Source organism: Pararhizobium sp. DWP1-1-3, assembly GCF_049896125.1.
Classification (GTDB): domain Bacteria; phylum Pseudomonadota; class Alphaproteobacteria; order Rhizobiales; family Rhizobiaceae; genus Pararhizobium.
On sequence record NZ_JAFCTR010000007.1, the window covers coordinates 214,913 to 237,070 of the forward strand.

Annotated in this window: 20 protein-coding genes; 16 read left to right on the forward strand and 4 right to left on the reverse strand. The window is 60.7% G+C overall.

What is annotated here, in order from left to right:
• Nucleotides 1–30 precede the first annotated feature (30 nt).
• Nucleotides 31–1,581, reverse strand: a complete 1,551-nt coding sequence (locus ACP7BS_RS16705) for a sigma-54-dependent transcriptional regulator (protein ID WP_426229708.1) — start codon at nucleotides 1,579–1,581, stop codon at nucleotides 31–33.
• 204 nt (nucleotides 1,582–1,785) lie between these two features.
• Here ACP7BS_RS16705 and ACP7BS_RS16710 point away from each other — a divergent pair, with 204 nt between their 5' ends.
• The 4 genes from ACP7BS_RS16710 (at nucleotide 1,786) to ACP7BS_RS16725 (ending at nucleotide 6,089) form a co-directional block, all read left to right on the forward strand.
• The gene (locus ACP7BS_RS16710; protein WP_426238988.1) at nucleotides 1,786–3,648 is read left to right on the forward strand and encodes a M3 family oligoendopeptidase; all 1,863 of its coding nucleotides are present in this window, start codon (nucleotides 1,786–1,788) and stop codon (nucleotides 3,646–3,648) included.
• Between the two features lie 208 nt (nucleotides 3,649–3,856).
• Complete coding sequence (locus ACP7BS_RS16715; protein WP_426239044.1) at nucleotides 3,857–5,014, forward strand: aminodeoxychorismate synthase component I; 1,158 nt, start codon at nucleotides 3,857–3,859, stop codon at nucleotides 5,012–5,014.
• On the forward strand, nucleotides 5,011–5,802 hold the full coding sequence (locus ACP7BS_RS16720) for an aminotransferase class IV family protein (RefSeq protein WP_426238989.1): 792 nt from the start codon (nucleotides 5,011–5,013) through the stop codon (nucleotides 5,800–5,802). The genes ACP7BS_RS16715 and ACP7BS_RS16720 overlap by 4 nt, the downstream gene beginning before the upstream one ends.
• 2 nt (nucleotides 5,803–5,804) lie before the next feature.
• Entirely contained in the window at nucleotides 5,805–6,089 is a 285-nt protein-coding gene (locus ACP7BS_RS16725) for a YciI family protein (protein ID WP_426238990.1), read from the forward strand.
• Nucleotide 6,090: 1 nt separating this feature from the next.
• Here ACP7BS_RS16725 and ACP7BS_RS16730 read toward each other — a convergent pair whose 3' ends face one another.
• Both ACP7BS_RS16730 and hppD read right to left on the reverse strand, forming a co-directional pair.
• Nucleotides 6,091–6,999 carry a GGDEF domain-containing protein gene (locus tag ACP7BS_RS16730; RefSeq protein WP_426229712.1) on the reverse strand — a complete coding sequence of 303 codons (909 nt, stop codon included), beginning with the start codon at nucleotides 6,997–6,999 and terminating at the stop codon, nucleotides 6,091–6,093.
• A 269-nt stretch (nucleotides 7,000–7,268) separates the two neighbouring features.
• Nucleotides 7,269–8,384, reverse strand: a complete 1,116-nt coding sequence (gene hppD, locus ACP7BS_RS16735) for a 4-hydroxyphenylpyruvate dioxygenase (protein WP_426238991.1) — start codon at nucleotides 8,382–8,384, stop codon at nucleotides 7,269–7,271.
• A gap of 129 nt (nucleotides 8,385–8,513) precedes the next feature.
• Between hppD and ACP7BS_RS16740 the strand changes: the two genes are divergently transcribed.
• On the forward strand, nucleotides 8,514–8,993 hold the full coding sequence (locus ACP7BS_RS16740; protein WP_426238992.1) for an Lrp/AsnC family transcriptional regulator: 480 nt from the start codon (nucleotides 8,514–8,516) through the stop codon (nucleotides 8,991–8,993).
• Between the two features lie 3 nt (nucleotides 8,994–8,996).
• On the opposite strand, the gene ACP7BS_RS16745 is transcribed toward ACP7BS_RS16740, so the two are convergent.
• Entirely contained in the window at nucleotides 8,997–9,458 is a 462-nt protein-coding gene (locus tag ACP7BS_RS16745) for a MarR family winged helix-turn-helix transcriptional regulator (protein WP_426238993.1), read from the reverse strand.
• A gap of 67 nt (nucleotides 9,459–9,525) precedes the next feature.
• Between ACP7BS_RS16745 and hmgA the strand changes: the two genes are divergently transcribed.
• The 11 genes from hmgA to ACP7BS_RS16800 all read left to right on the forward strand — a co-directional run bounded on the left by hmgA (nucleotide 9,526) and on the right by ACP7BS_RS16800 (nucleotide 22,155).
• On the forward strand, nucleotides 9,526–10,881 hold the full coding sequence (gene hmgA, locus ACP7BS_RS16750; protein WP_426229716.1) for a homogentisate 1,2-dioxygenase: 1,356 nt from the start codon (nucleotides 9,526–9,528) through the stop codon (nucleotides 10,879–10,881).
• Between the two features lie 115 nt (nucleotides 10,882–10,996).
• Complete coding sequence (locus ACP7BS_RS16755) at nucleotides 10,997–12,013, forward strand: fumarylacetoacetate hydrolase family protein (RefSeq protein ID WP_426238994.1); 1,017 nt, start codon at nucleotides 10,997–10,999, stop codon at nucleotides 12,011–12,013.
• A gap of 9 nt (nucleotides 12,014–12,022) precedes the next feature.
• On the forward strand, nucleotides 12,023–12,664 hold the full coding sequence (maiA, locus tag ACP7BS_RS16760; protein ID WP_426238995.1) for a maleylacetoacetate isomerase: 642 nt from the start codon (nucleotides 12,023–12,025) through the stop codon (nucleotides 12,662–12,664).
• Between the two features lie 101 nt (nucleotides 12,665–12,765).
• The gene (locus ACP7BS_RS16765; RefSeq protein WP_426238996.1) at nucleotides 12,766–13,413 is read left to right on the forward strand and encodes an alpha/beta family hydrolase; all 648 of its coding nucleotides are present in this window, start codon (nucleotides 12,766–12,768) and stop codon (nucleotides 13,411–13,413) included.
• Nucleotides 13,414–13,588: 175 nt separating this feature from the next.
• Nucleotides 13,589–15,040: a homospermidine synthase gene (locus tag ACP7BS_RS16770; protein ID WP_426229720.1), complete on the forward strand. Its 1,452-nt coding sequence runs from the start codon at nucleotides 13,589–13,591 to the stop codon at nucleotides 15,038–15,040.
• Between the two features lie 174 nt (nucleotides 15,041–15,214).
• Nucleotides 15,215–15,583 carry an outer membrane lipoprotein Omp10 gene (omp10, locus tag ACP7BS_RS16775; RefSeq protein ID WP_426229721.1) on the forward strand — a complete coding sequence of 123 codons (369 nt, stop codon included), beginning with the start codon at nucleotides 15,215–15,217 and terminating at the stop codon, nucleotides 15,581–15,583.
• Between the two features lie 337 nt (nucleotides 15,584–15,920).
• A complete protein-coding gene (locus ACP7BS_RS16780) occupies nucleotides 15,921–17,813 on the forward strand; it encodes a 5'-nucleotidase C-terminal domain-containing protein (RefSeq protein WP_426238997.1) in 1,893 nt (630 codons plus the stop codon).
• A gap of 129 nt (nucleotides 17,814–17,942) precedes the next feature.
• Nucleotides 17,943–18,977: a ferrochelatase gene (gene hemH / locus ACP7BS_RS16785; protein ID WP_426229723.1), complete on the forward strand. Its 1,035-nt coding sequence runs from the start codon at nucleotides 17,943–17,945 to the stop codon at nucleotides 18,975–18,977.
• Nucleotides 18,978–19,115: 138 nt separating this feature from the next.
• The gene (locus ACP7BS_RS16790; RefSeq protein ID WP_426229724.1) at nucleotides 19,116–20,126 is read left to right on the forward strand and encodes an SPFH domain-containing protein; all 1,011 of its coding nucleotides are present in this window, start codon (nucleotides 19,116–19,118) and stop codon (nucleotides 20,124–20,126) included.
• A gap of 3 nt (nucleotides 20,127–20,129) precedes the next feature.
• Nucleotides 20,130–20,588, forward strand: a complete 459-nt coding sequence (locus ACP7BS_RS16795; RefSeq protein WP_426238998.1) for an NfeD family protein — start codon at nucleotides 20,130–20,132, stop codon at nucleotides 20,586–20,588.
• Nucleotides 20,589–20,682: 94 nt separating this feature from the next.
• Nucleotides 20,683–22,155 carry an outer membrane beta-barrel protein gene (locus ACP7BS_RS16800; protein WP_426238999.1) on the forward strand — a complete coding sequence of 491 codons (1,473 nt, stop codon included), beginning with the start codon at nucleotides 20,683–20,685 and terminating at the stop codon, nucleotides 22,153–22,155.
• Nucleotides 22,156–22,158 lie beyond the last annotated feature (3 nt).

Here is a 22,158-nt window from a genome sequence, read left to right on the forward strand (position 1 = left end):
ACGGACCGTTAAGGATCGTTATCCCTGGTTTTAGGCGGCCTCGCTGAAAGGATCGTCCGGATTGATGCCGTAATCCTTGAGTTTGCGATACAAAGTCGAGCGGCCAATGCCGAGCTTGCGGGCCACCTGGCTCATCTGGCCCCTGTAGAATTTCAGCGCGAACCGAATCAGTTCCTCTTCCACGTCGGCCAATTTCCGCACATTTCCACCGTCATCGACGCTTGCAATCGCGTTGTCGGAATGCTGATCGGGCGCTGCATTGCGCAGATCCGCCTTTTCGGCGGCGCTGAAATGCGGGTAGACGGGCGGCAGATAATTGGCGTCGGCAACTGTTCCCTTTGCCGGCCCGGTTTCTTCCCAGGTAAAGCCAGACTTCTCGGCGACGACATAGCCGGGAATCTGGGTTGCAATCTGCGGAAAATCCTTCACCGTCAATTCGGCACCCTCGGCCAGAACAACGGCCCGGAAGATGGCGTTTTCCAGCTGGCGGATATTGCCCGGCCAGTCATAGGCCGTCAGCAGCGCCATTGCCCCGCTCGACACCGAAAGCGGCGACGCCAGCCGCTGTTCCAGCGCGAACCGCTCAACGAAGGTCCGAACCAGAACCGGAATATCTTCCTTACGCCTGCGCAGTGCCGGCATGGCGATTGGAAACACGTTCAGCCGGTAATAGAGGTCTTCACGGAAGCGGCCTTCGCGCACCTCGTTAATCAGGTCCTTGTTGGTGGCCGAAATCAGCCGGACATTGACCTTCTGCGGATGGCGGGCACCGATCGTTTCGATCTCGCCCTGCTGCACAGCGCGCAACAGCTTTACCTGGACCTCAAGCGGCAGGTCGCCGATCTCGTCGAGGAACAGCGTGCCGCCGTCAGCATCGGCAAATTTGCCGGCGTGTTTTTCGGTGGCGCCGGTGAAGGAACCTTTTTCGTGGCCGAAGAGAATGCTCTCGACCAGATTGTGCGGGATGGCGCCGCAATTGACGGTAATGAACGGCTTGCTGGCACGCTCGCTGGCATGCTGGATGGCACGCGCGACCATTTCCTTGCCGACGCCGGATTCCCCTTCGAGCACGATCGGAATGTTGGACTGCGCGGCACGGCGCGCCAGATCCAGCACGCGGATCATCGCCGGGCTGGCCGAGACGATATCGTCGAACCCGACAGTACCGCTGCGCGACCGCTTTGGTGCGCGGCTGCTCTTGCTGTCGCGATGATCCATCTTGAGGGCGTTGGTGATGGCAACGGAAAGGCGCTCGGGCGACACCGGCTTGACGACGAAATCGAAGGCACCGGCCTGCATGGCCAGAACCACCGTCTCGATACCGCCCTGCCCCGTCTGCACGATGACGGGCGTTTCGATGCCGCGCTCGGCGATCGCTTCGAGAAAGCCGTGACCGTTCATTTCCGGCATCATCAGGTCTAGAAGAATGACGCTGATCAGCCCGCGCTTGCGCTCCAGCAGTTCCAGACCGCTGCGTCCGTTGTCGGCGAGATGGGCAATATGACCGAGCCGCTCGATCATGTTCGTCAGCAGCCGGCGCTGGACCGGATCGTCATCGATGACGAGAATTTGGGATGTCATGAAGGCCTCCTGCTTTCCGCGTAGAACCCGATCGCCACATCATGTGCCGTATCGTGAGAAGCATTCCTGTCAGAAAGGCCTGAAAATCCTCTTTTGAGAAATGCTTGCATTTTATCCATTGCCGACGTTAGGTCATGGCCCCATATCCGACCTCTGCCTCGCCGCCCGAATCCGGGCTTACTTCGACACAAAGAGTGACCGCCAATGCACCATCTTTCTGCCTTCCAGACATCGTCGCGCATCGTCCTGGCCGCATCGGCGAGCGGCGCGCATACGGCGGAATTGGGCGAGCTACCGTCCTGGAAGCTGGAAGATCTCTACCCCTCGGCAAACTCGCCCGAATATCTCGGCGACTTGGAAAAGGCTGACACGCTGTCCAAGGCCTTCGAGACCAAATGGAAGGGCAAGCTGGCGCAGGCAGCGACGCTCGTCGGTAACGATGGCATTGGCGCTGCCGTGCGCGAATACGAAGTGCTCGAAGATTTGATGGGCAAGATCGGCTCTTTTGCCGGCCTGACCTATTTCTCCGATACGTCCAATCCGGCCAACGGCAAGCTCTATGGCGATGCCCAGGCCAAGCTCACTGACATGGCGAGCCACCTCCTGTTCTTCGCGCTGGAACTGAACCGGATCGACGACGCCGTCATCGATGCGGCACTGGAAAACGACACGCTGGCAGCTCACTACAAGCCTTGGCTCGTCGATCTGCGCATGGACAAGCCCTACCAGCTCGACGACAAGATCGAGCAGCTCTTCCTTGAAAAATCGATGACCGGCGCCAGCGCCTTCAACCGGCTGTTCGATGAAACCATGGCGGCACTGACCTTCGAGGTCGATGGCGAGACACTGCCGCTCGAAGTGACACTCAGCATGCTGCAGGAGGCCGATCCGGCCATCCGCAAGAAAGCGGCGCAGGCGCTGACGAAAACCTTCAAGGACAATATCCGCACCTTCACGCTGATCACCAATACGCTCGCTAAAGACAAGGAAATTGAGAACCGCTGGCGTGGCTTCGACGATATTGCTGACTTTCGCCACCTGGCCAACCGTGTCGAGCGCGACGTGGTCGATGCGCTGGCCGCTGCCGTGAAGGACGCCTATCCGCGCCTGTCGCACCGCTATTATGCGATGAAGACAAAATGGCTCGGCATGGAACAGATGGAATTCTGGGATCGCAACGCGCCGCTGCCAGAATCGCCGACAACGCTGATCCCCTGGAGCGAAGCCAAGGAAACCGTGCTGTCGGCCTATGCCGGCTTCGAGCCTGAAATGGCCGATATCGCCCGCCGCTTCTTCGATGGCGGCTGGATCGATGCGCCGGTTCGTCCCGGCAAGGCGCCGGGCGCTTTTGCGCACCCGACCGTGCCTTCGGCCCACCCTTACGTGCTGGTCAACTATATGGGCAAGCCGCGCGACGTGATGACGCTCGCTCACGAGCTTGGCCATGGCGTGCATCAGGTTCTGGCAGGTGGCCAGGGCGCGCTGATGGCCTCGACGCCGCTGACGCTGGCCGAAACCGCCTCCGTCTTCGGCGAAATGCTGACGTTCCGCGCCCTTCTGGACAAGACGAAGGACAAGCGCGAACGCAAGGCCATGCTCGCCCAGAAGGTCGAGGACATGATCAACACCGTCGTGCGACAGATCGCCTTTTACGAATTCGAGCGCAAGGTCCACACCGCCCGCAAGAACGGTGAACTGACCGCTGACGATATCGGCCAGCTCTGGCTGTCGGTACAGGAGGAAAGCCTCGGCCCGGCCATTCGGATTTCAGAGGGCTACGAGACCTATTGGGCCTATATCCCCCACTTCATCCATTCGCCGTTCTACGTCTACGCCTATGCCTTCGGTGATTGCCTGGTGAATTCGCTCTATGCCGTCTACCAGAAGGCCGAAACCGGCTTCCAACAGAAGTATTTCGAGCTTCTGAAGGCCGGCGGCACCAAGCATCACTCCGAGCTTCTCGCGCCTTTCGGGCTGGACGCCACCGATCCGTCGTTCTGGGCACAGGGCCTGTCGATGCTGGAAGGGCTGATCGACGAGTTGGAAGTGCTTGATAGACAGGCGTAAGTCTTGAGCAGGAACGGACGATGACAGCGTGCTTTGCGGATACCGGCGTGGATCCTCGGGTCAGGTCCGAGGATAACGAGCTGCGGGCGCGGCTGGCTGCAAAACCGCTTCTACTCTGCGGTCGGCAAACCGATTTCCGGCGGCAACTCCATTCTCCGTCATCCTCCGGCTCGACCCGAGGATCCATGCGGACACAAGCGTGAGCAGCATGACCGGCACCGGCCCCTATGTCCTTTTCAGGGACGACAGCGAAGACAGGACGACTGTGTTTGCCGAGCCGCTGCGCGTGATCACCGCGCATACAAAGCCGGAATTCTGGCAAGGCCTGAAGGACATCGAAGCCGCCCACAAGGCCGGAAAATGGCTGGCCGGATTCATGAGCTACGAGGCGGGCCACCTGTTCGAGCAGAAACTCGCCCCTTTTGCAGAGGAAAACCGCCGCACGCCGCTGATGGCGTTCGGCGTGTTCGATGGTCCCGCTGAACGGCATGCACTGGCAGAGCCGCAGCGCCGCATCGAAAACGCACCGTTCATCACCGAGCCCCGCGCCAGCTGGAATTTCGACACCTACAAGCAGCGCTTCGACCGGCTGCATCAACACCTGCGACAGGGCGATTGTTACCAGGCCAACCTGACCATGCAGATCAACGCCCGCTGGAACAGCGATCCGCTGGCCGCTTTCTGGTCGCTGATCGAGCGGCAGCCGGTGAAATACGGTGCGCTGGTTTCGCTCGGTGGCCCCATCCTTTTGTCACGCTCGCCCGAACTGTTCTTCCGGATCGACAAGGATGGCTGGATCGAGACGCATCCGATGAAAGGCACGGCACGGCGCGGCGCAACGCCTGCGGAAGACCAGGACCTGATCCGCGAAATGCGCGAGGACCCAAAATCCCAGGCCGAAAACCGCATGATCGTCGATCTCTTGCGCAACGACATTTCCCGCATAACCGAGGTTGGTACGCTCGATGTGCCAAAATTGTTCGACATCGAGACCTATCCGACCATCCACCAGATGGTCAGCCATGTGCGCGCAAAGCTGCTGCCCGATATCGGTATCACCCAGATTTTCGAAGCGCTGTTTCCCTGCGGCTCGGTGACCGGCGCGCCGAAAATGCGGGCGATGGAAATCCTGCACGATCTCGAGGACGGCCCGCGCGATGCCTATTGCGGCTCGATCGGCTTCATCGCCCCGGATGGGACGATGCGCTTCAACGTCGCCATCCGCACGCTGTCGCTGTTTCCGGACGGCGAGGCCATCTTCAATGTCGGCGGCGGCATCGTTTTTGATTCGACTGCCGAAGCCGAATATGAGGAATGCCTGCTCAAAGCCCGCTTCGCCGTCGGCGACGCCTGGATCGATCGATGAGCGATTTCTCGCTGATCGAAACCATGCGATGGGAGCCCGGCACCGGCATCGTCCGCCTGCGGCTGCATCTCGCCCGGCTGAAGCGCTCGGCAGGGCGGCTGGGGTTTTTAGGAGCGGATAAGGCGGCGGAAAAGCTGGCCGAAGTGCTTGGGGAAATTTTACCCCCCTCTGCCCTGTCGGGCATCTCCCCCTCAAGGGGGGAGATTACAGAAAGCCAATCCCGTCTGAGAGGTGACTCCGATTTGATCTCCCCCCTTGAGGGGGAGATGTCGGCCATGCCGACAGAGGGGGGTAACCCCATAAAGATAGCAGCCGGTATCCCTGCCCTTCGCGTCCGCCTGACCCTCAGCCCCACCGGCGGGATCGCCATCACCACCGCGCCGTTCTCCCCGCTACCGGCGGATACCGTCTGGCGCGTCGCAATCGCTTCCGCCCGGCTTGATTCCTCCAACAGATTGCTGCGCCACAAGACCACCCGCCGCGACATCTACGAGACAGCCCGCGCCGAATATCCGGCGGCGGACGCCGACGAGGTCCTGCTGCTCAACGAGAAGAACGAGCCCTGCGAGGGCACGATCACCTCGATCTTTCTCGATGACGGCTCCGACGCCCTGAAAACACCGCCGGTCGCCTGCGGCCTTTTGGCCGGCGTGCTGCGCACCGAGCTGATCTGCGCACGCCGCGCCCGCATCCAGCACCTGTCACTGGCCGACCTGCAAACCGGCACGCTCTATATGGGCAATTCGCTGCGCGGGCTGATCCGCGCGAAACTCTTAACGGGGACCTGACCATGTTCATCTTGTCGCTGACCTACACGGCCGAATTGTCCGAGGTGGACCGCCATATCGCGCCGCATATGGATTGGGTGAAGGATGGCTATGACACAGGCGTCTTTCTCGCATCGGGACGGAAGAACCCGCGCACCGGTGGAGTGATTTTCGCACGCGGCACAAGGGCTGAAATCGAGGCGCTTGTCGCAGCAGACCCGTTCACCATCCACGCTGTTGCTGATTACGACATCACCGAGGTCGCGGTGACCCGCACAGCCCCCGGCCTTGAAGCACTGGCGCAATAGTTCAGCGGGCACCGACCGCCATCCGGTCGCGGCCGGAATGCTTGGCATCGTAAAGGGCGGCGTCGGCGCGGGAATAGATTTCCTTTGCCGTCTCGCCCGGCTGCAAGGCCGCGATACCGGCTGAGCAGGTGTAGGAAAACAGTGGCGCTGAGAGCAGCGGGCGGGCTGTGCGCACCGTTTCCAGCACCCGGGCGACGATCCATTCGCCTTCGGCCAGCGTCGTCTCCGGAAAGATCAGCATGAATTCCTCGCCGCCGATGCGGCCGAAACAATCGTGCCGCCGAACGATCGGGTGGACCCGGCGGGCGAAATCCAACAGAATCTCGTCGCCGGTCTGGTGGCCATAGAGATCGTTGATGCCTTTGAAGAAATCGATATCGAGAATGGAAATACAGCCGTTGACAGGCCCTCCCGCCGGCTGGCTGCGGATCATCGCCTCGAGCTGCGCCATCATGTAGCGGCGGTTGGAGATACCGGTCAGCTCGTCGGTCTGCGATGCCTTCAGCGCGAAGTCGCGATCCTGCCGCAGGGTGCGTTCGTCGGCGCGCAGATGGGTGATATCATTGGCGATGCACAGCATCCAGCCGCTGCGATTGACGGTCTCGGTCATCCAGAGCCAGCGGCCATCGACCAGATCGGTCTCGAAGGCCCTGAACGGCACCTTACCGCGCCGCGACTGTGCGGAGACGACCCATGCCTCGAAATCCGGCACGCTGATGACGGTGCCATGGCCAAGCGCATGATTGCGCCGCATCAAATCCGGCCAGAGCGGCGTCTCCGTATCATTGAGCGCGAAGGCCGCGCGAAAAGCCCTGTTGGCATAACGCAGGCGATCCTTTTGATCGTACAGCGCGATAAAGGCTTCGGTATCATCCCGCAGTGACGCCAGTCTCGCCTGTAGGTCATCCATCGCACAGATTCCGTATCACCGCATTCATGGTAGCAGCCATATCGTTCACCATGCCAGAATAATGCGGATTGTGAGGCTTCCCCCCGGTAAGCAATTCTTATGCTTGATGAAATCTTTCCATATGCTTCAGAGTGAGACAAAGGTTGCTAGCCCAAACCGATATCAACATGACGTTTTGTGGCCACGCGACAACGGATAACACCCAAGCCAAAAACGCGAAAAGCCCCACCGATTCGCAATCGGCAGGGCTTTGACGGGAAAGGACAAGCCTACTCGGCGGCGGCAGCCGGTTTCAGCACGCCGCGGCGGATCTGGTCGGCCTCGATCGATTCGAACAGGGCGCGGAAATTCCCCTCGCCGAACCCTTCATCGCCCTTGCGCTGGATGAACTCGAAGAAGATCGGCCCGATCACGGTTTTCGAGAATATCTGCAGCAGGATGCGGGTCATGCCGCCATCGACCACGCCCTCGCCGTCGATTAGGATACCGTGCTGCTTCATCCGTTCGATCGGTTCGTCATGGCCGTTCACGCGGGCATGCGAGAGATCGTAATAGGTTTCGGGCGGCCCCGGCATGAACTTCAGGTCATTGGCGGCCAGCTTGTCGGTCGCCTCGTAGATGCCATCCGTGCCCACGGCGATATGCTGGATGCCCTCGCCCTTGTACTTGCGCAGATATTCCTCGATCTGGCTGGTATCGTCCTTGGACTCGTTCAGCGGAATGCGAATCTTGCCGCAGGCCGAGGTGATCGCCCGGCTCGTCAACCCGGTGATGCGGCCATCGATGTTGAAGAAATGGATCTGCTTGAAGCCGAACAATTCGCGGTAGAAATCCCACCACGTGTCCATGTTGCCGCGATAGACATTATGCGTGAGGTGATCGAGATAATAGAAGCCGACGCCCTCAGGCTTCGGATCGCGCGCGCCCAACCACTCGAATTCGGCCGCGTAGGGCGAACCTTTCTGGCCGTAAGTATCGATGAAATAGAGCAGCGATCCACCGATGCCGACAATGGCGGGAACGTTGAGCGCCTTGTCCGTGCCTTCATAGGGTGTCGCACCCTTGGAAACCGCGTGATCGAATGCGTGTTTCGCGTTGGAGACGCGCCAGGCCATCGACGGCGCACAGGGACCGTGATCCTCGACGAAGCGCATCGCATGGCTGCCGGGTTCGGCATTCAGAATGTAATTGATATCGCCCTGGCGCCAGACGCTGATATCCTTGGTGCGATGCTTGGCAACGCAGGAATAGCCCATGCGGGCGAAGAGTTCGCGCAGCTTTTCCGGCTCGGGATGGGCAAATTCGACGAATTCGAAACCATCGGTACCGGCGGGATTGTCGTTGGTGATGCCGGTCGGTGCCGTATCATGCGGGAAGGGGCCCATCGTTCTCTCCTCTGAACGTCCTAATTTAAGGCCATAATGACGGAAACGTCGTGCATTGTGCTTGCATTCTTGCACGTTTTGGCAAAATCTACGCACGGATCATGCGAAATTTGGAGGATTGACGCACAGATGGAACAGCTTGACGGATACGACCTGAAGATCCTCTCCGAACTGCAGGGCGATGGCCGCCTGACCAATAACGAACTCTCGGAACGGATCGCTTTATCGCCCTCGCAATGCTCGCGGCGGCGGGCGCGGCTGGAGACGGAAGGGTTCATCCAGACCTACCGGGCGATGCTCGACCGCGGCCGGTTGGGGCTCGATCTGCTGATCGTTATTGCCGTGACGCTGGCAACCCACAACCGTGACAATGCCAAGCGTTTTGCAGCACTGATCGCCGACCTGCCGGAGGTGCTCGAATGTTATGCGCTGACCGGCGAGATGGACTATCACCTGAAGGTCGTGACGCCGGACCTGGCCGGTCTTGCCCATTTCGTCAACGATGTGCTTCTGCCGCATGACAGCGTCCAGCATGTCAAGACGTCGATCGTGCTGGCGACGCTGAAGGACTTTGAGGGACTGCCGGTACGCCAACGCGGTAAAACGTAAATTTTAGCCGCCTCGTTTGGCCATGGCCGTTTCGACGGCGGTCAATCCCGATGACAGGGCCTGCAACCCCTCCTGCCCCACCAGTTCGGACAATTCCGCCGAATAGTCTCGCGCCAGCCGCGTCAGGTCCCGGTACGCTTTTGCCCCGGTAGCCGTCAGTTCCAGATGTTCGGCCCGGCGGTCGTCCTCATCCTGCGTCCGCTTCAGCCAGCGGCGCTCCTCCAGCGCAAACACGGCGCGGCTGACCTTGGTCTTGTGCATGGTCGAATGGATGCCGACCTCCGTGGCCGTCATCCGGCCCGAACTGCCCAAAGCCGCCAGCGTCCGCCATTCCGGCCGCGTCAGCCCATATTCCGCCTTGTAGGCCGCGGCGAAGCGCAGAGCGATGAATTCCGCCGCGCGATTGAGACGGAACGGCAGGAACTGCTCAAGATCGAAATCGCCGATGATTTTCCGGGAGTTCATGGCTTCCTTGATAGTTACAAAATAGACAGTTACATTTGTAACCATATACATGGAGGAGGATCAAGCCATGCTGGAAAAAACCCGGACGGCTACTGTCGATGCGCTGGCCAACAGCCCGCAATACATGCCCGGCTTCGGCAACGACTTCGAGACCGAGTCCCTCCCCGGCGCGCTGCCGCAAGGCCAGAACAGCCCGCAGAAATGCAATTACGGCCTTTATGCCGAGCAGCTGTCCGGCTCGCCCTTCACGGCACCGCGCGGCACCAACGAGCGCTCGTGGCTCTACCGCATCCGCCCGAGCGTGCGCCACACGCGGCGCTTTTCCAATGCCAGCTACCCATTCTGGAAGTCCGCGCCGTGCCTCGACGATCATTCCCTACCGCTCGGCCAATTGCGCTGGAACCCGATCCCGGAACCCACCGAAAAACTCAACTTCCTCGCCGGCATCCGCACCATGACGGCCGCTGGCGACGTCATGACCCAGGTCGGCATGGCCGCCCACGCCTATATCTTCAACGACGACATGATCGACGACTATTTCTTCAATGCCGATGGCGAACTGCTGGTCGTGCCACAGCTCGGCACCATCCGGGTGTTCACCGAAATGGGCATCATCGACGTGGAGCCATCAGAGATCTGCCTGATCCCGCGCGGCATGATGTTCAAGGTCTCGCGGCTTGGCGAAGGCTCCACGTGGCGCGGTTACATCTGCGAGAACTACGGTGCCAAGTTCACCCTGCCGGATCGCGGCCCGATCGGCGCCAATTGCTTGGCCAATCCGCGCGACTTCAAGACGCCCGTCGCCGCCTACGAAGACAAGGAAACGCCGTGCCGGGTGCATGTGAAATGGTGCGGCAAGTTCTACGTCACAGAGATCGGCCATTCGCCGCTCGACGTCATCGCCTGGCACGGCAATTACGCGCCGTTCAAATACGACCTGCGCACTTTCTCCCCGGTCGGTGCCATCCTGTTCGACCATCCGGACCCATCGATCTTCACGGTGCTGACCGCACCGACGGAAGAAGCCGGCACCGCCAATGTCGATTTCGTCATCTTCCCGCCACGCTGGCTGGTCGCTGAGCACACATTCCGCCCGCCATGGTATCACCGCAATATCATGAGCGAATTCATGGGCCTGATCCACGGCCAATACGACGCCAAGGAAGAGGGCTTCGTGCCCGGTGGTATGAGCCTGCACAACATGATGCTGCCGCACGGACCGGATGCGCCGGGCTTCGAGAAAGCCTCCAACACCGAACTCAAGCCGGTGAAGCTCGACCATACGATGGCCTTCATGTTCGAGACCCGCTACCCGCAGCAATTGACCCGCTACGCCGCCGAACTCGAAACGCTGCAGGACAATTATCTCGAATGCTGGGACGCACTGGACCGTAAATTCGACGGCACGCCGGGTATCAAGTGAGGTAGTCCATAATAACGGCCCCTCAGCCGGCCTGCCGGCCACCTTTCTCCCCGTAAACGGGGAGAAAGGACAAGCGGCAACGCAGCAAATAGATAAAACAACGGAAACCAAAATCATGAAGCTCGCGACTCTCAAGGACTCCACCCGCGACGGCCGTCTGGTCGTCGTCTCGCGTGATTTGACCCGCTGTTCCGAGGTCGGCCATATCGCCCGCACGCTGCAGGCGGCGCTGGACGACTGGGCCTATGTCGGCCCGCGCCTCGACGAGGTGGCGGAAGGGCTGGAAACCGGGGCGCAACCCTCCATGCGATTTCATGAAAGCGACGCCGCCTCTCCCCTGCCGCGCGCCTTCCAATGGGCGGACGGCTCGGCCTATGTCAATCACGTCGAACTGGTGCGCAAGGCCCGCAACGCCGAGATGCCGGCAACGTTCTGGACGGAGCCTCTGATGTACCAAGGCGGCTCGGATGCGTTCCTCAATCCCCGCGACCCGATCGTCATGGCGGACGAGGCTTACGGCATCGACATGGAAGCCGAGATCGCCGTCATCGTCGATGACGTGCCGATGGCAGCGACAGTCGAGGACGCGCGGGCCGCGATCCGTCTGATCCTGCTGGTCAACGACGTCTCGTTGCGCGGCCTGATCCCGGCGGAACTCGCCAAGGGTTTCGGCTTCTTCCAGTCGAAACCGTCTTCGGCCTTCTCGCCTGTCACGGTAACGCCGGAAGAGCTCGGCGATGCCTGGGATGGCGGCAAGCTGCACCTGCCGCTGCTCGTCGATCTCAACGGAAAACCCTTCGGCCGCGCCAATGCGGGCATCGACATGACCTTCGATTTCGGTCAGCTCATTGCCCATGCCGCAAAAACCCGGCCGCTGTCAGCCGGCACCATCATCGGCTCCGGCACCGTCTCCAACAAGCTCGACGGCGGCCCGGGCAAGCCGGTCTCCGAAGGTGGCGTCGGCTATTCCTGCATCGCCGAAATCCGCACCATCGAAACCATCGAGAAAGGCACGCCCACCACGCCGTTCATGCATTTCGGCGATACCGTCCGCATCGAAATGAAGGACAAGGCGGGCCATTCGATCTTCGGCGCGATCGAGCAGACCGTGACGCAACATAAACCCAACTGAGGTAGCCACATGACCGATACGGTACTGTTCGACTACTGGCGCTCCTCGGCCAGCTACCGGGTGCGGATCGCGCTCAACATGCTGGCGATCCCCTATAGTTCGGTGCCTGTCGATCTCTTGGCCGGGGAACACAAACAGGCGGAGCACCTCGCCCGCAATCCGCAGGGCCGGGTCCCGGCCCTGCAGATCGATGGCCACATGCTGACGCAGTCTCTCGCCATCATCGAATATCTTTCGGAGACGCGTCAGAATACCAGCCTGCTGCCCAGCGATCCGCTCGGGCGTCAGCGTGTCAGGACGCTGTCCTATGCCATTGCCATGGATATCCATCCGACCTGCAATCTGGGCGTCGTCTTTCACGTCATGCAGCAGGCGAGCGATCCGGAGGCGGCGCGCTCCGCCTGGATGCGCAAGTTCATTGGCGAAGGTCTTCAAGCCTTCGAGCGGCTGCTTGACCATCCGACAACCGGCGATTTCTGTCACGGTGATAAACCAAGCATGGCCGATCTCTGCCTCGTGCCGCAGATTTATAATGCCCGGCGCTGGAACGTCGATTTGACTGTCTGCCCACGCGCGGTGGCCATTGCCGACAAATGCGCCGCACTCCCCGCCTTTGTGGCAGCCCATCCAGATCAGGCCGCACCAAAATAGCCCAAATGCCTATCGGGCTGCTTTTCGCCGTAAGCCGTTTTTGTCATAAGTGATGCCTTGGCCGGTGACGGCCATCTTCGCAACCAAACGCAGACTTCACCATGGATCAGGACTTCCTCATCGATGGCCCGGCAGACGCGGCCGTCACCATCCTGCTTGCCCACGGCGCCGGGGCGCCGATGGATTCCGCCTCGATGAATTCAGCCACTGCAGCACTTGTCGCCGTAGGATTTCGTGTCGCCCGCTTCGAGTTCGGCTACATGGCCGCCCGCCGCAGCTCGGAAACCCGCAAACCACCGCCAAAGGCAGAAAAGCTGATCCCCGAATACATGGCGGCCGTCGCCCGGCTCGGCGCCAGCGGACCGCTGATCATCGGCGGCAAGTCGATGGGTGGCCGCGTTGCCAGCATGGTCGCCGATGACCTTTTGTCGCAGGACGCGATCGCCGGCCTGCTCTGCCTCGGCTATCCGTTCCATCCACCGGGCAAGCCTGAAAACCTGCGCACGCAACATCTTGCAGGGTTGAAAACGCCGACGCTGATCTGCCAGGGCACCCGTGACGAATTCGGAACGCGCGAGGAGGTTGCAGGCTACGCACTATCAGGCAACATCCGCATCCTCTGGCTGGAAGACGGTGATCACGACCTGAAACCGCGCAAGACGGTCTCCGGTTTCTCGGCTGCCGGCCACATGAAGAGCATGGCCGGGACGGTGATGGCCTGGTCGCAGGAAACAACACAGACGGTCTGAGAACGGCCTCCCCCGCCATCCACAAACCTGTCATCGGCCGCATGCTAGAAACCAGCCCAGTTGCGGCGCCGCCCTTTATTGTGACAGAAATCTGTGCTCTAGGGCCTTTCAACCAGAGGGCAGGCACGGTATGCCCTCCATATCCAGACGAACCCGTCCGCAGGAGACAAGCGAAATGGCAGAAACAACCTACCCGATTCACGGCGAAATCACCGGTCCGATCGTGATGATCGGCTTTGGCTCCATCGGCCGCGGCACCCTGCCCCTGATCGAGCGCCACTTCAAATTCGACAAGAGCCGGATGGTTGTCATCGACCCGCGCGAAGACGCAGGCGACATGGAAATCCTTGCCAAGCATGGCGTTCGCCACATCAAGGAATATGTCACCAAGGACAACTACAAGGACCTTCTGAAGCCGCTTCTCACCGAAGGCGGCGGCCAGGGCTTCTGCGTCAACCTGTCGGTCGATACCGGCTCGGTTGACCTGATGAAACTCTGCCGCAAGCTCGACGTTCTCTACATCGACACGGTTATCGAGCCTTGGCTCGGCTTCTATTTCGACAAGAACATGAAGAATGCCGACCGCACCAACTATGCGCTGCGCGAAACGCTGCGCAAGGAAAAGGCCAAGAACCCGGGCGGCGCAACCGCCGTGTCCACCTGCGGTGCAAACCCGGGCATGGTCTCCTGGTTCGTCAAGCAGGCGCTGGTAAACCTTGCCAACGATCTCGACATCAAGTTCGAAGAGCCGGACCAGCATGACCGCGAAGGCTGGGCCAAGCTGATGAAGAAGACCGGCGTCAAGGGCATCCATATTGCCGAACGCGATACGCAGCTGACCAAGAACCCGAAGCCGCTCAACGTCTTCTGGAACACCTGGTCGGTCGAAGGCTTCATTTCCGAAGGCCTGCAGCCGGCCGAACTCGGCTGGGGCACTCACGAAAACTGGATGCCGAAGAACGCCAAGAAGCACAAGAAGGGCAACAAGGCCGCCATCTACCTGGAACAGCCGGGCGCCAACACCCGCGTCCGCACCTGGTGCCCGACGCCGGGCCCGCAGTACGGCTTCCTCGTCACCCACAATGAATCGATCTCGATCGCCGACTATTTCACGGTGAAGGACAAGGACGGCGACGTCACGTTCCGCCCAACCTGCCACTATGCCTATCACCCGGCCAATGACGCGGTTCTGTCGCTGCACGAAATGTTCGGCAATGGCGGCAATGCGCAGCCGGTTCACCACGTGCTCGACGAACACGAACTGGTCGACGGCATCGATGAACTCGGCGTCCTGCTCTACGGCCACGACAAGAACGCCTATTGGTATGGCTCGCGCCTGTCGCTGGAAGAAACCCGCCGCATCGCACCGTATCAGAACGCCACCGGCCTGCAGGTGACGTCCGCTGTTCTCTCCGGCATGGTCTGGGCCCTCGAAAATCCGACCGCCGGCATCGTCGAAGCCGACGAGATCGACTACAAGCGTTGCCTGGAAGTACAGACGCCGTATCTCGGCCCGGTCGAAGGACACTACACCGACTGGACCCCGCTCGACGGCCGTCCGGGCCTGTTCCCGGAAGAGCTCGACACCAAGGATCCGTGGCAGTTCAAGAACATTCTCGTTCGCTGAACCGACTGATTACGCTGGAATATTTAACGCCCGGGGAACGATCTCCGGGCGTTTTTCGTTATGGATCGAATAATACCCGCCGTGCCGGCGCCTCACTCTTGCTTTCAACTCCTGATCACGGCATGGTTTTTTCAATCGAAAGACAGCTTTCCGCGCAGCCTCCGGGAGACCCACATGAAGCCGATCGCCATCCTGACAGTCCTGTCCGCCGCAGCTCTGGCCTCCTGCCAGGGCGGGGGACAAGTGCGGGAACTGCCGCAAAACCGCCAGATGGCGCCAGTTGGCGTCGAAGGCGCATGGGTCGATCCGAACGGGATCGTTTCGACATTCTCGGCAGGAACCTTCACCACCCGAACCACGGATACCAATCAGGTTCTGGCCTCTGGAAACTACGTCAATCTGTCGCCGAAGCTGGTCGAGATCAACATGACCTCGATGGTTCGCAAAACTCAGTCCAAGGTCAATTGCGCCATGGTGACGATGTCGCAGCTCAACTGCACCACGGATTCCGGCGCGCAGTTCTCGCTGTCCCGCAAGGTCTGATCCAAAATTCAGGTCGCATTTTCGCGATCACGGCTATCAAAATCCTTCGGGCATGGCGTCCGGAGGGTTTTCCTTTTCGAGGGCCACCAATCTGCACAGACCTTAAAAAAGCCCGCCACCGTCTCGGATGTCTCCGCATGACCGAGACACACGCGCCGGAAGCCAAAGGCGGTTTTCGTCTGGCGCCTTCGATTTTAACCTTGCCGGAAGGCCTCGCGGGGATAGATCGATTTAATGCTTGAAGTCGTTGCAACCAAATGAAACCATCGGTTCCGACCCAAGTGTCACAGCAGTGCTCTATTATGCTGACGACAAACACCAGGAACAGGAGACATCCATGATCAGACATTTGCGAACCGGGCTGATGACAGCCTCGATCCTTGCGCTTTCGTCCGGTGCCGCCTTCGCCGATTATGAATTGAACATCCTGCATATCAACGATTTCCACTCGCGCATCGAATCGATCAACAAGTACGATTCCACTTGCTCGACTGAGGAAGAAGGCAAGAGCGAGTGCTTCGGCGGCGTCGCACGGCTGAAAGTCGCCATCGATCAGAAGCGCCAGGAATTGACCGGCAAGAACGTCCTTCTGTTGAACGGCGGCGATAATTTCCAGGGATCGCTGTTTTTCACCACTTACAAGGGCGCTGCGGAGGCGGAGTTTCTCAACCTGATGAAGTTCGACGCCATGACCGTCGGCAATCACGAATTCGACGAAGGCGAGGACGGCCTTATCACCTTCCTCGACAAGGCCACCTTCCCGGTTCTCTCTTCCAACGTGCTTGCCGGCTACAAGTCCAAGCTCCTCGACCGCATCAAGCCCTCGCTGGTGCTGGAAGTCGGCGGCCAGAAGATCGGCATCGTCGGCGCGGTCACCAATGACACCACTGAAATCTCCTCGCCGGGCGACAATGTGCTGATCGGGCTCGATGTCGATACGATCACCACCGCCGTCCAGGACCTGAAGAAGCAGGGCGTCGACAAGATCATCGCGCTCACTCACGTCGGCTATCCGCGCGATCTCGCCGTCATTGCCAAGATCCCGGATGTCGATGTCGTTGTCGGCGGCCATTCGCACAGCCTGTTGTCCAACACCGACGAAAAGGCCGAAGGCCCCTACCCGACGATGGTCGACAATCCCGGCGGCTACAAGGTTCCGGTTGTCCAGGCCGGTTCCTACAGCAAGTATCTCGGCGATCTCGTCGTCAACTTCGACGATAACGGCGTCGTCAAATCCGCAAAGGGCGATCCGATCCTGATCGATTCCAAGTTCAAGCCCGACGAAGCGGTGCTTGCCCGTGTCAAGGAAATGGCCAAGCCGATCGAGGAGCTGAAAGCCAAGATCATCGGCAAGACGGAAGCGGCGATCGACGGCACCCGTGAATCCTGCCGTGCCAAGGAGTGCGAGATGGGCGACCTCGTAGCCGATGCCATGCTCGACCGCGTCAAAGGCCAGGGCGTGACCATCGCCATCACCAATGGTGGCGGCTTGCGCGCCTCGATCGATGCGGGCGACGTTTCTATGAGCGAGGCGATTACCGTTCTGCCGTTCCAGAACACCGTTGCGACCTTCCAGATCAAGGGCGCCGACATCAGCGCCGCGCTGGAAAACGGCCTCAGCCAGCTTGAGGAAGCCGGTGGGCGCTTTCCGCAGGTGGCCGGCATGAAGTTCTCCTTCGACAAATCCCGCCCCGTCGGCAGCCGGCTCTCCGTCGTCGAGGTCAAGGAAGGCGAAGCCTATGTGCCGCTCGATGCGGCCAAGACCTACAATGTCGTTACCAACAACTTCATGCGCAATGGCGGTGATGGCTACAGCATCTTCAAGACCAACGCCGAAAATGCCTATGATTACGGCCCAGGGCTCGAGACGGTCCTTGCCGACTACCTGACGGCCAACAATCCCTACAAGCCCAAGACTGACGGCCGCATCACCGAAATCGCCCCTGCGACACCGGCAGAACCCTCGACGCAGACCAGCACCGACACGGCCGTAACCACCGACGCCAAGCCGGCTGCGACGGAAACGGCGACACCGGAAGCCAAGCCTGCGGCGCAGCCGGCTGCAACAGCCGAAAACAAGCATGTTATCGTCAAGGGCGATACGCTCTGGGATCTGGCCAAGGCCGTCTACGGCAATGGTGAACTTTGGAAGACGATTGCCGATGCCAATGGCAACCCGGCCCCGAAACACCTGGAAATCGGCAAGGAACTGACGATTCCCGCCAGGTAAGACAATATGTCTCTTGCCAAACAGCCGGTCCGGGGTTTCCCGGGCCGGTTTTTCTTTTTAAGAACAGCGTGAACCGCAGGCGCCCCTTGCCGTATAAGAGGCTCCAACCCCGTACTTGCAGGATATGCCATGACCGCTGCCACCGAGATGACCGCCCCGAACCATCCGCCCGTCAAGTTTGGCAAGGTCGGTGTGCTGCTCGTCAACCTCGGCACGCCGGATGGCACAGACAAGGTGTCGATGCGGCGCTACCTCAAGGAATTCCTGATGGACCGGCGGGTGATCGAGTGGTCGCCCTTCTTCTGGTACCCGATCCTGTTCGGCATCGTCCTCAACACACGTCCCGCCAAGGTCGGCAAGGCTTATGAGACGATCTGGAACAAGGAGCTCGATGAGAGCTACCTGCGCACCTATACCCGCAACCAGGCGGAAACGATGGCGAAATCCTTCGCCGACCTGCCGAATGTCCGCGTCGATTGGGCGATGCGCTACGGTCAGCCGTCGATCAAGTCGAAGATGGACGAACTGCAGAAAGACGGCTGCGAAAGGATCCTCGTCTTCCCGCTCTATCCGCAATACGCGGCGGCAACGACGGCGACCGTCAACGACGAGGCGTTCAAGGCGCTTTTGAAAATGCGCTGGCAGCCGGCTTTGCGCACCGTTGCGCCCTATCACGACGACCCGGTCTACATCGAGGCGCTGGCCAATTCGATCACCAGCCACCTCGCCACGCTCGACTGGGAGCCGGAGGTGGTGCTGACATCCTTCCACGGCATCCCGCAGTCCTATTTCGACAAGGGCGATCCCTATTACTGTCAGTGTCAGAAGACGGCGCGGCTGGTGCGCGAAAAGCTCGGATGGTCCAAGGAAAAGCTGCAGGTCACCTTTCAGTCCCGCTTTGGCCCGGAAGAATGGCTGCAGCCCTATACCGACAAGACCGTCGAGAAACTCGGCAAGGAAGGCATCAAGCGCATCGCAGTGATCAATCCGGGCTTCGTTTCGGATTGCCTGGAAACGCTTGAGGAAATCGCGGTGGAAGCCGCCGAGACCTTCCACCATGCCGGTGGCGAGAAATTCGCCCATATCCCGTGCCTGAACGACAGCCAGGGTGGCATGACCGTGCTGGAGCACGTGGTACGCCGGGAATTGCAGGGCTGGGTATAACCACCCTCCCTTGCCGGGAACGACGCTCGGCGGGCGCGAGAAATTCGGCCGTCTTCTTGCAAATAAGCTGACCAACTGCCACGTGTTTTCCTAGAGTGCATCCAACAACAAGACGCACCCAAAAGGAGAATCACCCCCATGCCTCTGGCCGGACTGGACATCGTCGTCATCGCCTTCGTGGTACTCGTCATCCTTGTGCTATTCGCCGGCATCAAGACGGTACCGCAAGGATATCGCTACACGGTGGAACGTTTCGGCCGCTATACAAGAACCCTCGAGCCCGGCCTCAACATCATCATTCCGTTCATCGACAAGATCGGCGCCCGGATGAATGTCATGGAGCAGGTGCTCGACGTGCCGACGCAGGAAGTCATCACCCGCGACAATGCCAGCTGCGCTGCCGATGCCGTCGCCTTCTATCAGGTGCTGAACGCTGCCGAGGCCGCCTATCAGGTCTCCGACCTGCAGAGCGCCATCCTAAACCTGACGATGACCAACATCCGTTCGGTGATGGGCTCGATGGATCTCGACGAACTTTTGTCCAACCGCGAGATCATCAACGACAAGCTGCTGCATGTGGTCGATGAGGCCGTTGGTCCGTGGGGCATCAAGGTGACCCGCGTCGAGATCAAGGATATCCAGCCGCCGAAGGATCTGGTCGATGCCATGGCGCGCCAGATGAAGGCCGAACGCGAAAAGCGCGCCCAGGTTCTGGAAGCCGAAGGCTCGCGTAACGCCCAGATCCTGCGCGCCGAAGGTGCCAAGCAATCGGCCATTCTGCAGGCCGAAGGCCAGCGCGAGGCCGCCTTCCGCGATGCCGAGGCCCGCGAACGCCTGGCCGAGGCAGAAGCCAAGGCGACGAAGATGGTCTCCGAAGCCATCGCCGCCGGCGACGTGCAGGCAATCAACTACTTTGTCGCCCAGAAGTACACCGAGGCCATGGCGGCAATCGGCACCGCGCCGAATTCGAAGATCGTGCTGATGCCGATGGAGGCCTCTTCGCTGATCGGCTCGCTCGGCGGCATCGGTGCGATCGCGCGCGAAGTCTTCGGCAATGGCGGCGGCGATGCGCCGGCCCCGGTACGCCAGGTGACCCCACGCACGGCGCCTGTGCGCAATCCGTTCGATACGGCCAAGCAGGAAGGCTGACCGATGATCGAGCGCGTCATCCTCGAACTGGGGCCCTGGAGCTGGTGGGTTCTGGGTCTGGTGCTTTTGGCCGCCGAAGTCGTCGCACCTGGCGTCTTTCTCGTCTGGATCGGTATTGCGGCCATCATCACCGGCGCCCTTTCGCTGCTGCTCTGGGACGCCGGCTTCTGGGTCTGGCAGGCACAGCTGGTGTTCTTTGCGGTCCTCTCAGTCGCAGCCGCCCTCATCGGCCGCCGGCTGCTCGCCCGCTCTGGCGACACGTCCGACGAACCGCTGCTCAACCAGCGGGGTGCGAGCCTTATCGGCCGTACCGCCGTATTGGAACAGCCGATTGCCGAGGGACGCGGCCGCATGCGGCTCGACGACACCACCTGGACCGTCAACGGACCGGACCTTGCCGCCGGTGTCCGCGTCAAGGTGATCGGCAGCAACGGCGGCCGCCTGACCGTCGAAAGCGCCTGAAAATAAAGCCGAATGCCGTTTCGGAAAGGAATGGTTAACCACATCCGTTTACGGTTGCTCAACACTGGTAAACGGATTTCCGGGCATTCGGCAGATGACGCCATTCTATCCACGCACGAAGAGGACGACCCTCGCGCGTCCGGCAGCCACTGCGGCTTGGCTGGTGGCCGGCTGTGCGCTGTTTTTGCCGCAAAACGTCTCTGCCCAGGCTCTTCTTCCCGCATCGGACGGCACCGCCCCTGCAACCACGGCCACAGCATTACCCGGAACAGCACTGCCCGGCGCGGAGCCTGCAGCGGATGCAGCGATCACCACCGGTTCGATCAGCACCGATGCCGGCGAACCGTTGCTCAACGACCCCACGGTCGACGAGGATATGGCTCGCACCAACCTGCGCCAAAATACCGTCGATGGCCTCAGATCGCAGCTCGATATCGGTCGCAACGATGCACAGGGCATCCGGTTTGGCAGCTTCATCCTGAAGCCGACCCTCGGCCAGACCTATAATTTCGAAAGCAACAAAACCGGCAGTTCCAAGCAGAGCCGCAGCTATCTTGAGACCGGACTGAAGGGCACGCTCACCTCCGACTGGTCCCGCCACCAGCTGACGGTGACCGGCGAAGGCACATGGCAGCGCAATGTCTCCGGCTCCGGAGAGACGGAACCGACCGCCGACATCGAGGCGGCGCTCAGGCTCGACCTTTCCGAACAGACGACCGCGACGCTCAAGGCCGGCTATCATTTCGAGCGCGAGGATTCGACCGACCCGAACGCGATCACCAATGCAAGCGTCCAGTCCGGCATCGATCAATATACGCTGGGCGCCGGTATCGAGCGCGATTTCGGCATCCTGCGCGGCTCCGCCAAGGTCGATTTCGACCGCTATGTCTATGGTAGTGCCGAACTCGACAATGGCGGCACGCTGTCGATGAAAGACAGAAACCGCAATGCCGGTGCTGTCACCGTGCGTGTCGGCTACGAGCTTTCGCCGGCACTCATTCCATTCATCGAGGCATCGGCCGGAAAGTCGATCTACGACCTGCGCAGGGATACGCTCGGGTTCGAACGGTCCTATGACAGCTACGGCGCCCGCGCCGGTATCGAGGCTGATCTGGGCGAGAAGCTCAATGGCGAGATCGCCCTCGGCTATCAAACCTACCGGTTCGACGACAACCGGCTCGACGAGTTGAAGGGCTTCACCGTCGATGGCACGATCAACTGGTCACCGCAGCGCGGCACCGAGGTAGCCTACGGCGTTTCCACCGGCCTCGAGCCATCGACGACCGCTGGCGAAAGCGGCGCCATGGTCTATACGCTGAGCAGCCGGGCGACCCACGAATTACGCACCGCTCTCGTGGCTCGGCTGTCGAACAGCCTGACCCTTCGCAATTTCCCCAGCGGCAATTCGGATGACGAAAAAGTCTGGGCGACGGGTGCGGGCCTCACCTGGGACCTCAACCGCTACCTCGCCCTGACGGGCGACGTCAGCTACGAGCACACGACCCGCGACAGCGGCCCGGCGACCAATGTCGCCCGCGTCGGCGTCGGACTGACCCTGCGCCGCTGACCC